This window comes from Promicromonospora sp. NPDC060204 (assembly GCF_042728455.1).
Lineage (GTDB): Bacteria > Actinomycetota > Actinomycetes > Actinomycetales > Cellulomonadaceae > Promicromonospora.
Genome location: NZ_JBHWZO010000182.1, coordinates 1 through 12543, shown reverse-complemented (window position 1 = coordinate 12543; position 12543 = coordinate 1). Strand labels below are relative to the sequence as shown.

Sequence of the window (12543 nt, the reverse complement as noted above, 5' to 3'; positions counted from 1 at the left end):
CTGCCGGACACCGCCCTGCACACCGCCGCGTACCTCACGGAGCTGGAGGAGGAGCCGTCTGGCCGCTTGTGCTTACGCTTCGTGCACTTGACCACCGGGGGCGACCGCGAAGGGGAACCCATGACCAAGATCTCGACTGCGACGCGAGCGGCGATCAAGCAGGAGTTCCCGAACCTGACACGAGACGTGAAGAAGTTTCCCGTCCGCGACGGTGAAGAACCCTGGACCGTCCGTGAGGCCGAGGAGCTGGCCGCGCTGCTCCTCGAGGACAAGGAGCGGCTGGAGCGCGAGCTCCATGTCGCCGACCGTGAGCTGTCGGACCTGCTGCGCAACTCGGGCGACGGGGCCGGCGACGACCAGGCCGACTACGGCTCGAGCGCCCTGGAGCGCGAGCAGGAGCTGACGCTCGTCAACAACATGCGCGACCTCCTGGACCAGACGAACCACGCCCTGGGCAGGATCCGGAAGGGCACCTACGCCACGTGCGAGCTCACGGACCTGCCGATCGGCAAGGCGCGGCTGCAGGCGTTCCCGAGGGCCACTCTCTCGGTCGAGGCGAAGGCGCGCGAGGAGCGCCGCGGCGCCTGAGCGGCCGGCGTGACGAGGGCGTCACGCCGGACCTCGCACCGGGTCCTGCACTCGATATCAACGCTGTGATGTCTGAGTTACGTGCATACCTGATGCATTGCCATGGAGTTCGATCCTGGAATGTCGTTTTTCGTTCTCCAGGCGCCCCGTGCGGCACGTCACGTTCCGATTGACAGGGTGAATTTCACCCCGGATGCTCGTCCAGGTGAATCACACACGTGTGGTTCACCGCTATTTCGACGGACGCTATTCGAGGGGGAAAACACAATGATCCGAGGATTCCGTGCAACGTGTCGTGCGGGTGCGGCCGTGGCCATGTCGGCCGGTCTGGTCGTCGCCGCGGCGACGGGCGCCAGCGCACTGACCCAGGGCGACTCGCCCGAGGCGCACGTGATCAGCTCGGCCGAGACCAGCGAGGTGCTCGGCGGGATCGACGGTGCCGTCGGCGTCGTCGGTGCTGACGGTGCGCTGGACGTGCTCGGCGCGACCCAGAACGCGGAGCTCCCCGAGGGGATCGACGGCGTGATGGTCCCCGAGGAGGTCGCCACGGCTGGTGACGTCGTCGAGATCGGTGGCGACGGCAGCTTCAACGCGCTGAACAACGTGTGCGTCGCTCCCTGGTACTGGGAAGGCCCGGGCAACGTGGGCAGCACCGCCAACCTGACCGACTACCAGGCCTGCGACGAGGGCGACGCCGTCATCGGTGGCGAGGACTCGGTCAACATCCTGAACAACGTGTGCGTCGCGCCGTGGCACTGGGACGGTCCGCTGAACCTGTTCCAGACCGGCAACGTGACCGGCTACGCCGCTTGCTGACGTTCTGACGTCAATTGACTGTCACCGTGCGGTGACACGGTGATGTCGCATCAGGCGAGGCCCTTTCCCGGGAATCTGGGAAAGGGCCTCGCTGTTTGTGCGCCGTCCTTGTGCATTTGCTGATCTTTGTCCATAGGCTCCGTTTTCCGAGGCGCGCGGCGCGTGGTGTTTCCGCGTCCTTCCGCGGTTCTCCGGCGCGGCGCCGGACGCGGGGTCGGGCAGGGCTCGCGGCATGGGAGACTTTGCCTGATGTCTACTCCCGCTGAACCCTCCGCCGTGGCCGGCGACGAGACGAGTCCCGCAGCCACGCCCTCGCCGTCCGGCAGCCGTGTGCTCGTTGCCTGGACCGGCGTGCTCGCGGCCCTCGTCCTGGCCGCCGACCAGCTCACGAAGTGGTGGGCCGAGTCCGCGCTGACGCCGAACGCCGAGCCGATCCCGCTCGTGGGTGACCTGCTCGGTCTGCGCCTCATCTACAACCCGGGCGCCGCGCTGTCGATCGCCTCGGGCTACACCTGGATCCTGACCATCGTCGTGACGGTCGTCGTGATCTTCATCGTCCGGGCGATCGGTCGCCTCGGGTCGCGGGGCTGGGCCGTCGCGCTCGGCCTGCTGCTCGGTGGCGCCGTCGGCAACCTCATCGACCGCCTGGCGCGCGAGCCCGGGTTCGCGCGCGGGCACGTCGTGGACTTCATCGACTACGCCGGCTTCTTCGTGGGCAACGTGGCCGACATCGCCGTCGTCGCCGCGGCCGTGCTGATCGCGCTGCTCTCCCTGCGGGGGATCGGCCTGGACGGCAAGCGGCACACGGGTGACGAGGACGCCGAGGCACCGGCGGACGAGGCTGAGGACGCCTCGGTGGACTCGGCGAACAAGGTGGCGGGCGAGCCGTCCGGCACGCCCGCCCCGAAGCCGGCGGGCGAGCAGGGCGACCCCGCCTGATGGCGCTGCGTACCCTGCCCGTCCCCGACGGGCTCGCCGGCGACCGCGTCGACGCGGCGCTGGCCCGCATGCTCGGCTTCTCGCGGACGCGCGCCGCGGAGCTCGCCGAGGCGGGCGCCGTCTCGCTCGACGGCCGCCAGGTCGGCAAGTCGGACCGCGTGGTCGCGGGCGGCTGGCTCGAGGTGGACATGCCGGAGGAGCGGCCCGCCGTCGAGGTCGTGGCGGAGCCCGTGCCCGGAATGGGCATCGTGTACGACGACGACGACCTGGTCGTGATCGACAAGCCCGTCGGCGTGGCGGCGCACCCGTCGCCGGGCTGGACCGGACCCACCGTGGTCGGGGCCCTGATCGCCGCGGGGTACCGCGTCTCCACGTCGGGCGCGGCGGAGCGGCAGGGGATCGTGCACCGGCTCGACGTCGGCACCTCGGGGCTCATGGTCGTGGCGAAGTCGGAGGTCGCGTACACGGGCCTCAAGCGTGCCTTCAAGGAGCGCACGGTCGACAAGGTCTACCACGCGCTCGCCCAGGGCCACCCCGACCCGACGTCGGGCACGATCGACGCGCCGATCGGCCGGCACCCCAGCTCGGACTGGAAGTTCGCCGTGACGGCGGACGGCAAGCCGTCGGTGACGCACTACGAGACGCTGGAGATGCTGTCCGCGGCCTCGCTGCTGGAGGTGCACCTGGAGACCGGGCGCACCCACCAGATCCGGGTGCACTTCGCGGCGCTGCGCCACCCGCTCGTGGGCGACCTGACCTACGGCGCCGACCCGGTGCTGGCCTCCAGGGTGGGGCTGACCCGGCAGTGGCTGCACGCGCACCGGCTGGGTTTCGAGCACCCCGTGACCGGTCGCTGGGTCGAGGTGGAGTCGCCGTACCCGGCCGACCTGGAGGCCGCGCTCGACGTGGTGCGGGGCGCGTACACGTGATGTGAGGTTCCGCTCGGCGTTTGGCGTCGGAGTGTCAGTGTCCCGTGCCTAAGATCTGGACATGCCCACCGCCACCGCTTCGAAGAGCGACGACTTCGTCCACCTCCACGTGCACACCGAGTTCTCGATGCTGGACGGCGCGGCGAGAATCGGCGACCTCATGGAGGAGGTCGCGCGGCAGGGGCAGCACGCCATCGCGACGACGGACCACGGGTACCTGTTCGGCGCGCACGAGTTCTGGGCGCAGGCGCAGAAGGCGGGCATCAAGCCGATCATCGGCGTCGAGGCGTACATCACGCCGGGCACCAGCCGGTTCGACCAGACGCGCGTGCGCTACGGCGAGGCAGGCCAGGAGTCGGACGACGTCTCGGCGCGCGGTGCGTACACGCACATGACGCTGCTGAGCAAGAACAACACCGGCATGCACAACCTGTTCCGGGCGTCCTCCCTGGCCTCCCTGGAGGGCCAGATGGGCAAGTGGCCCCGCATGGACCGGGACCTGCTGGAGCGCTATTCGGACGGGCTCATCGCGACGACCGGCTGCCCGTCGGGCGAGATCCAGACGCGGCTGCGGCTGGGCCAGTGGGACGAGGCGGTCCGGCAGGCCGGCGAGCTGCAGGAGATCTTCGGCAAGGAGAACTACTACGTCGAGCTGATGGACCACGGGCTCGACATCGAGACCCGGGTGACCAAGGAGCTCCTCGAGCTGTCCAAGGTCATCGGCGCCAAGCTCGTGGCCACGAACGACCTGCACTACGTGCGCGAGGAGGACTCGACCAGCCAGGAGGCGCTGCTGGCGATCAACTCCGGCTCCACGCTGGACGACCCGAACCGCTTCAAGTTCGACGGCTCGGGCTACTACGTGAAGTCCGCGGCCGAGATGCGCAAGGTCTTCAAGGAGCTGCCCGAGGCGTGTGACAACACGCTGCTCATCGCCGAGCAGTGCGAGGTCTCGTTCGACACCTCGGCCAACTACATGCCGCGCTTCCCCGTGCCGGACGGCGAGGACGAGATCTCCTGGTTCATCAAGGAGGTCGAGGCGGGCCTGTTGCGGCGCTACCCGAACGGCTACTCGGACGCGGTGCGCAAGCAGGCCGACTACGAGGTCGAGGTCATCATCCAGATGGGCTTCCCGGGGTACTTCCTCGTGGTCGCCGACTTCATCAACTGGTCCAAGGACCAGGGCATCCGCGTGGGGCCGGGCCGCGGGTCGGCCGCCGGGTCGATGGTGTCCTACCTGATGGGCATCACGGAGCTGGACCCGCTGGAGCACGGCCTGATCTTCGAGCGCTTCCTCAACCCGGAGCGCGTCTCCATGCCCGACGTCGACGTCGACTTCGACGAGCGTCGGCGCGGTGAGGCCATCCGGTACGTCACGGAGAAGTACGGCGATGACCGCGTGGCCCAGATCGTCACCTACGGCACCATCAAGGCCAAGCAGGCCCTGAAGGACTCCGCGCGGCTGCTCGGCATGCCGTACGCCATGGGGGAGAAGCTCACCAAGGCCATGCCGCCCGCCGTCATGGGCAAGGACATCTCCCTGAGCGGCATCTTCGACCCGAAGGACAAGCGGTATTCGGAGGCGGCGGAGTTCCGCCAGGTGCACGAGGCCGACCCCGAGGCTCAGCGCGTGGTCGAGCTCGCACTCGGTATCGAGGGCCTGAAGCGCCAGTGGGGCGTGCACGCGGCCGGCGTCATCATGTCCAGCGAGCCGCTGATCGACATCATCCCGATCATGAAGCGCCCGCAGGACGGCGCGGTCATCACGCAGTTCGACTACCCGACGTCCGAGGGCCTCGGCCTGATCAAGATGGACTTCCTGGGTCTGCGCAACCTCACGATCCTCGACGACGCGCTCGAGAACATCGTGATGAACGGCAAGGACCCGATCGACATCGAGAAGGTGGCGCTCGACGACAAGGCCACCTACGAGCTGCTCGCCAGCGGCAACACGCTGGGCGTCTTCCAGCTCGACGGCGGGGCCATGCGGTCCCTGCTGCGGCAGATGCGGCCCGACAACTTCGAGGACGTCTCCGCCGTCATCGCCCTGTACCGCCCCGGGCCGATGGGCATGAACTCGCACATCAACTACGCGCTGCGCAAGAACGGGCAGCAGCAGATCGAGGCGATCCACCCGGCCGTTTCAAAACCGTTCGCGGAGATCCTGGACGAGACGTACGGCCTGATCGTCTACCAGGAGCAGGTCCAGCGCGCCGCCCAGATCATGGCCGGCTACTCGCTCGGCCAGGCCGACCTGCTGCGCCGCGCCATGGGCAAGAAGAAGCCCGAGGTGCTGGCCAAGGAGTATGTCAACTTCGAGAAGGGCGCCAAGGACAAGGGATACAAGCCCGACGCGATCAAGGCGGTCTGGGACACCCTGGTCCCGTTCGCTGGCTACGCCTTCAACAAGGCGCACTCCGCCGGCTACGGCCTCGTCGCCTACTGGACCGCGTACCTCAAGGCGAACTACCCCGCCGAGTACATGGCCGGCCTGCTGCAGTCGGTGGGTGACAACAAGGACAAGATGGCGCTCTACCTCAACGAGTGCCGTCGCATGGGCATCACGGTGCTCCCGCCGGACGTCAACGAGTCCGCGGCCAAGTTCACGGCCGTCGGCGGCGACATCCGCTTCGGCCTCACCGGCGTGCGGAACGTGGGCCGCAACGTCGTGGACGCGATCGTCGAGGCCCGCGAGGAGAAGGGCACCTACACCTCGTTCCAGGACTTCCTCGACAAGGTCCCGGCGCCCGTCTGCAACAAGCGCACCATCGAGTCCCTCATCAAGGCAGGCGCGTTCGACTCCCTCGGCCACACCCGGCGCTCGCTGCTCGTGATCCACGAGCAGGCCGTCGACTCCGTGATCGGCGTGAAGCGCAAGGAGGCCGAGGGTCAGTTCGACCTCTTCGCCGACTTCGGCGGTGGCGGCGACGACGAGGGCATGGGCTTCTCCGTCGACGTGCCGGACCTGCCGGACTGGGAGAAGAAGCAGAAGCTGCAGTTCGAGCGCGAGATGCTCGGCCTGTACGTGAGCGACCACCCGCTGTCCGGGCTGGAGCACGTGCTCCAGCGGGCGGCAGACACCTCGGTCGCCTCGCTGCTCGCCGACGAGAGCCGGCCGGACGGCTCGGTGGTGACCGTGGCGGGTCTGCTCACCTCCGTGCAGCGCAAGATGAGCAAGAACGGCAACCCGTGGGCGGCCGTGACCGTCGAGGACCTGGAGGGTGCCGTCGAGGTCATGTTCTTCGGCGAGACCTATCTTGCCTACTCGACGATGCTGGCCGAGGACCAGGTGGTCGTGCTGCGCGGCAGGGTGCGACGCCGTGACGAGTCCATGCAGCTGCAGGCCATGGAGGTGGCCCTGCCGGACATCACGGCGAGCTCCGACTCGCCGTTGTCCGTGACCATGCCGCACACGCGCGCGATCGAGTCGGTCGTGGTCCGGCTGCGCGAGGTGCTCGCCACGCACCCCGGGTCCGCGGAGGTGCACATCGCCGTGGCCGAGCCCGGCAAGCGGACCGTGGTGCGCGCCGCCGACAGCCTGCGGGTGGAGAAGTCGCCAGCACTGTTCGGCGACCTCAAGGCCCTGCTCGGCCAGGGCTGCCTGTCGTGACCGAGGCCCCCGGCGCGGCGCCGGCCGAGACCGACCGCTACGACGAGCGCGACCACGAGCGGTTCACGGTCGTGCCCGCCGCCTACCTCTACTTCCGGCGAGAGGGGCAGGTGCTGCTCCAGCTCCGGCAGGGCACCGGCTACCGCGACGGCTACTGGGCCTGCGCGGCTGCCGGCCACGTCGAGGAGGGCGAGTCGGTGATCGCCACCGCCGTACGCGAGGCCCGCGAGGAGCTCGGCGTCGAGGTCGCGCCCGAGGACGTCCGGCCGCTGACCGTGCTGCACCGCGGCGTGCCGGGCGGCCCCGCGATCGAGCAGCGTGTCGACTTCATGTTCGAGGTGACCCGCTGGACCGGGACGCCGTCGATCCAGGAGCCCGACAAGGCCGCCGACCTGGCCTGGTTCCCGTTCGTGGGGCTGCCGGACCCGGTGGTGCCGCACGAGCTGGCGGTGCTGCGCGCGGTCCACGACGCGGGCCGTCACGGCACGGACATGCCGCGCCTGATGACGTTCGGCTTCTGACCTTCGCCCCACATGTCAGACGCTCAGGTCACCGGGGTGGCCTGAGCGTCTGACACATCACGGGTGGGCTACGTCAGCAGGTGCCCACCTTCTGCCACGGGCCCCACGGGATGCCCGGCTCCTGGTTGCGGGTCCAGTACTTGGCCCGCCAGAGCTTGCCCTCGTGCTCGACGGTCTCGCCGCCGGTGTAGATCCACGAGTTCGTCCAGGCCTGGTACGTCTCGTCGCCGCAGACGACGTCCGCCCCGACCTCGGCCCACGGACCCCACGGCGTGGCGCCCGGCTTCTGACCCTTGGTCCACCACTGGGCGACCCACACGGAGCCGTCGTGGAGGACCTCGTCGCCAGCGGTGTAGATCGCCTTGCGGTCCCAGGCGGGGATGTCCGGCACCCCCGTCACGTCGACGTCGATCGACGTCACGGCCGGCTCGTCGAACGGGTTGTCGGTGACGTGCTCGGCGGCGTTGGTGTACGTGCCCGTGACGGCGTCAGGGGCCACCGTGACCTCGTACGACAGGGCGACCGGGTCGAGATCCGGTGCCACGTAGTCGAAGCAGATCGACCCGCCCTCGGTCAGGGCGGACGACGGGTCGCCCGCGTTCACGACGGCGGTGCCGAGCGTGCCCGCGAGGTTCTCGACGCCGATCGTCGCGGTCTCCGGGAGAGCACCCAGGTCGGGGTAGGCGAAGACGATCTCCGGGCGGTCCTCCGACACGGACTTGTAGATCCGGGCCTGGAACGTGCCGACCGAGTTGGAGAGGTCGGCGGGGTCGCCACCGAACTCGAACGGGTCGTCCCACTGGACCAGGGCGGTCTCGAGGTCGCGGGTGTTGGCGATCCGCACGCCACGGCCGTTGGCCTGCGACAGCTCCAGGTCGGCCCAGAGCGGTGCGATGACACCGTTCGGGGCGGCCGCGTCGGGCAGCTCCTGCGGGGTCCACGGCTCCCCGTCGTAGCCGCCCGCGATCGTGATCAGGCCGTCCTCCGAGACCGTCAGGTTCGGCGACTGGGTGTCGTAGTGCGCGAACGGGCCGATGTTCCCGAACGCGTTGATGGCAACCGTGTCACCGTCGAGCGGGGCGAACGGGATGCCCGCCGCGCCCAGGTCCTGGAACCCGGCCCACGCCGCACACTGTGGCTCGGACGCCGGTGTCGACGCCACGTACGCGCCCACCGCGCCCACCTGCGTGGGCACGTCGACCTCCCACGTGATCGTCTGCCCGTCGACGACGCCGTCACCGGTCACCGACGCCTCGTCGATGCTCAGCCCGTCCGGCACCGTGTCGGTGACCGTGTAGGTGAGGTCCGCGGGCGTCACGTTGGGCTGGACGGTGATGTCGTACCCGATGGTGTCGCCGATCCCGGCGGCCTCCACCGACGCCGTCTTGGTCACGTCGTCGGCCACGCGGGAGATACGGACCGGGATCTCGCCGATGTCGCCCGGGCTGTCGGGCGACGAGCCGAGCACCGCGGTGCCGAAGAACACGTCGCCCGCGGCGGCCGTGGGCAGGTCCCAGCGCAGCCGCACGTCGTACGGCTCGCCCACCGGCACCTCACCGTCGGGTCCGGCCACCCCGGCGTTGTCGAGGTCCTCGGTCGGGACGACGGCGGTCGCCAGCGTGTGCGCGTCGGGCTGGTCGCCGGTGCCGGTCCAGTTCTGGACCAGCACCCACCAGGTCCCGGCCTCCGGGTCGGGGATGTCGCACGCCTCGGCGGCGGACGACGTCGTGGAGGCGCAGACCTGCGTCGCCGGGCTCGGCGTGTCGCCGGTGCCGACGAACATGTCGAGGTCCGGCGCCTCGGCGGCGGTGATCTCGGCCACGAGCCGCGCCGCGCCGTCGGGCACCTCGAGCGTGGTGACCTCGACCTGGCTCAGGTCGTCGAACGCGTCTGAGTTGGTCGGGTCCTGGCTGAGGGATGCCTCGTGCAGGTCCGCCTCGACGAGACCCTTCACCGAGCCGGTGAAGTCGCTGACCGCGATGGACTTCAGGCCGGTCACGGCCTGCGAGCCGGTGTCCCGGCGCGTGGTGACGTCGATCTCGCTCGGCAGGATCGCGCCGGACGGGACGACGGCGACCGGCAGGGTCACGGCCGGCACGTCCTCGTTGCTCGGGGTGAGCGTGATGCGCCCGAACAGCGTCTCGCCGTCGGGGGCGCCGTCGACGTCCGCGGTGACCGAGATGCCGAGCGAGTCGCCGGGGGACACGGTGTCCGCCGACAGATCGACGGAGAGCGACAGCCCCTCGTCGGAGACAGCGGACGCCGTCCACGTGACGCCGGCCGGGGCCGACGGCGGCGCGACCGCCGTCCGCTCCCAGGAGCAGGTCGCGAGGCACTGGGTGTCGGCGAAGGACGGCAGGTTGAGCGTGCTCGGGTCGCCGCCCTGCTCCGGGTCGGCGGCCAGGTAGTTCGCGCCGGTCTCGTCGAACAGCAGGCCCGCCTGGACGGCGGCCCCGATGTCCATGTGACCGCTGCCCTGCTCGTACGGCGTGGCGGGCGAGCCGTCGAAGTCCTTGACGGTGGTGCGCGCCGTGGTCATGAGCGCCGACTGCTGCTGGGCCGGGGTCCACTCCGGACGGGCCTGCGTGAGCAGGGCGCCCGCGCCGGCCACGTGCGGGCTCGACATCGAGGTGCCCGAGATGATGCCGTACTCGACGTGGTCGTACGCGCCGTCGGCCACGCCGTACGCGGCGAGGATGTCGACGCCCGGGGCGGTGATGGACGGCACGATCGTGTCGACGGCCCGGTTGGGGCCGCGCGAGGAGAAGCTGGACATGGTGTCGCCCAGCGCGTCGTCCGTGATGAAGGTGGTGCCGGCGATCGTGCCGGTGTGGCCCGAGCCGTCGGCCAGCCAGGCACGCAGGGTCTCGCCGTCGGCGTAGCTGATGGCGACACCCGGGACGGCGAACGCGTCACCGAGCAGCGAGCCGCCGTTGACCTGGTCGTTCGTCAGCACGAAGCCGGTGGCGCCCTGCGCCGCGACGTTGGAGGACTTCTCCACGCGGCCGTTGCCGCCACGGGCGCAGACCACGATCTTGTCGGCGTAGTCCGCCTCGTGGCCCGTGGTCGTGGTGCACTGCGGGTCGCCCACGGAGGCCGCGTCGACGATCCCGGTCGCGGGCAGCGGGCCGGTCAGGGACTTGCCCCTGAGGTCGGCCAGGTCACCCGCGCTGCTGGTCAGGTCGCCCAGGGTGTTGAGCATGTGCCGGTTGTGCGTCGAGGCGCCCACCGAGGTGATCCACGGTGCGTCGGCGGGGGAGCCCGTCGTGGCGAACCCGGGGCCGTCGTTGCCGTTGGACGTGGCCACGAAGATGCCCGCGGCGCGCGCGTTGAGGAAGCCGAGCGCGTCGAAGTCGTTCCACAGGTCCGACGGCGACGAGGAGCCGATCGAGTAGTTGATGACGTCGACGCCGTCGGCGATGGCCTGGTCGATCGAGGCCGTCAGGCCTGCGGTGGTGCAGCAGCCGCGGTAGCTGATCACGTTCGCGTGCGGCGCGACGCCCGAGACGTCGAACGTCGGCGGGTTCGTGCCCTCCGGCGCCGTCGGCGTCACGTCGTCGACCACGTTGCCGCCCGAGGTGGAGGCGGTGTGCGAACCGTGGCCGTCCTCGTCCAGCGCGCTGCGGTCGGCGGCGCTCAGGAACCCGTAGGCGCCGATGAGCTTGCCGTTGCAGGGGAAGTCCGGGTCGTACTGGTCGGTGTTCGCCGGGTCGCAGACACCCAGGTAGTTGCCCGCGCCGAGCGGGTTGGTGTGGGTGTAGCCGTCGTCGCCGGTCTCGGCGAACGAGGGGCTGGACGGGTGGATGCCGGTGTCGATGGTGCCGATCACGACACCCTCGCCCTTGTAGTTCTCCGGGAGGTCGAGCTCCTCGACGGCGTTCCACAGCGCGTCGGCGTTGCTCCACGCCGGACCGGCGTCCGTGTGCAGCTCGTGCTCCTTGTCGAGCGAGATGTACGCGACGGCCGGGTCCTTGGCGACCTCCGCGGCCTCCTGCGGCGTCAGGACGGCGGACAGGCCGTTGGCGGCGTACTGGTACGTGAACGGCACGTCGACGTCGTGGCCGACCTTCCGCTCCATGCGGGTGACGAAGTCGTCCTGCTCCGCCTCCAGGAACTCCGTGTACTCGCGCACCCGCGTGGTCGACGGGTCGAGCGTCCGGCCCGCACGGGGTGCCGTGGCGGCCAGCCCCTCGACGCCACCGGTGTAGGTCGGCACGGCGGCCTCGGCCAGGCGGATGAGGTAGGTGCGCTCCGCCTTGCCGCGCCCGAGGGCGAACTTCTGGATGCCGGTGTCCCGCTCGACCCCGGCCTGCGGGGTGGTCTCCGCCGGCACCAGGTCCTCGGCGAGGAGGTCACGGGGACCGACCTTGTCGGTGGACGGCGGCGCCGCGGGCAGCACGGCGGCTGCCGCGGGCGTGAACGCCGCCGCTAGAGCCGTGACCGCGGCCACGGCGAGCAGGGGCGTTCTGGACCTGTATGACATGGAGGCTCCCTCGGTACGGCAGCGATGGAACGAGCAACGTGCAGGTGTGCGACATTCCTCGCTTACCGCGCAGTGCCATGTCAATGCTTCTGTACAGGATTCACCCAGTCACAGATCAGGAGGGTGCGCGGTCGAGACGTCGAGACGACCCGACGAAAGGCGCAGCACCATGACTGAGAACCACGCGGAGCACCTGCACCAGGCCGGCGAGCACGCCGGGCCGGTGGCGAGCTGGATGAAGGCGGCGACGATGCTGCAGGACGCGTCGCCGATCACCGTCCCCGAGGGCGCCTCGGCGATGACGATCCACGTCCAGTGGGAGCCGGGCGACCCGGGCACCCCGCCGCACCGCCACTCCGGGCCCGCCTTCGGGTACGTGATCCAGGGCGCGGTCCGGTTCGAGCTGGAGGGCGAGCCCGAGCGGGTCGTCGAGGCCGGCGGGACGTTCTGGGAGCCGGGCGGCGACGTCATCCACTACCAGGACGGCAACGCCCTGGACGACGCTCGGACGGAGTTCGTGGTGACCATGATGTGCGCGCCGGGCAAGCCGATGCTGGAGCTGGTGGCCGAGTCGGAGCTCGCGGAGCGGGCGCACCTGCGCGCGCCGCGCCCCGGGGCCTGACCCGCTAGTGGAACCGCCCGCGCACGGCCTCGCCG

Annotated in this window: 8 protein-coding genes; 7 read left to right on the top strand and 1 reads right to left on the bottom strand. The window is 70.3% G+C overall.

Annotated features, from left to right (window positions below; all coding sequences use genetic code 11):
• Window positions 1-120: 120 nt before the first annotated feature.
• The 6 genes from ACFWEJ_RS20425 to ACFWEJ_RS20400 all read left to right on the top strand — a co-directional run bounded on the left by ACFWEJ_RS20425 (window position 121) and on the right by ACFWEJ_RS20400 (window position 7403).
• On the top strand, window positions 121-588 hold the full coding sequence (locus ACFWEJ_RS20425; RefSeq protein WP_020016670.1) for a TraR/DksA C4-type zinc finger protein: 468 nt from the start codon (window positions 121-123) through the stop codon (window positions 586-588).
• Window positions 589-897: 309 nt separating this feature from the next.
• Complete coding sequence (locus ACFWEJ_RS20420; protein ID WP_377231025.1) at window positions 898-1404, top strand: hypothetical protein; 507 nt, start codon at window positions 898-900, stop codon at window positions 1402-1404.
• Window positions 1405-1653: 249 nt separating this feature from the next.
• A complete protein-coding gene (locus ACFWEJ_RS20415; protein ID WP_377231024.1) occupies window positions 1654-2343 on the top strand; it encodes a signal peptidase II in 690 nt (229 codons plus the stop codon).
• Window positions 2343-3272 (top strand): RluA family pseudouridine synthase, encoded by a 930-nt coding sequence (locus tag ACFWEJ_RS20410; protein ID WP_377231023.1) that lies wholly within the window; start codon window positions 2343-2345, stop codon window positions 3270-3272. The genes ACFWEJ_RS20415 and ACFWEJ_RS20410 overlap by 1 nt, the downstream gene beginning before the upstream one ends.
• Window positions 3273-3333: 61 nt before the next feature.
• Window positions 3334-6882, top strand: coding sequence for a DNA polymerase III subunit alpha (gene dnaE / locus ACFWEJ_RS20405; protein ID WP_377231022.1), 3549 nt, complete (start codon window positions 3334-3336; stop codon window positions 6880-6882).
• Window positions 6879-7403: an NUDIX domain-containing protein gene (locus ACFWEJ_RS20400; RefSeq protein ID WP_377231021.1), complete on the top strand. Its 525-nt coding sequence runs from the start codon at window positions 6879-6881 to the stop codon at window positions 7401-7403. Before dnaE ends, ACFWEJ_RS20400 begins: the two co-directional genes overlap by 4 nt.
• A gap of 73 nt (window positions 7404-7476) precedes the next feature.
• Here the strand turns inward: ACFWEJ_RS20400 and ACFWEJ_RS20395 are convergent, their stop codons facing one another.
• A complete protein-coding gene (locus tag ACFWEJ_RS20395) occupies window positions 7477-11886 on the bottom strand; it encodes a S8 family serine peptidase (RefSeq protein ID WP_377231020.1) in 4410 nt (1469 codons plus the stop codon).
• Between the two features lie 169 nt (window positions 11887-12055).
• Here ACFWEJ_RS20395 and ACFWEJ_RS20390 point away from each other — a divergent pair, with 169 nt between their 5' ends.
• Window positions 12056-12508 carry a cupin domain-containing protein gene (locus ACFWEJ_RS20390; RefSeq protein ID WP_377231019.1) on the top strand — a complete coding sequence of 151 codons (453 nt, stop codon included), beginning with the start codon at window positions 12056-12058 and terminating at the stop codon, window positions 12506-12508.
• The last annotated feature ends 35 nt before the right edge of the window (window positions 12509-12543 follow it).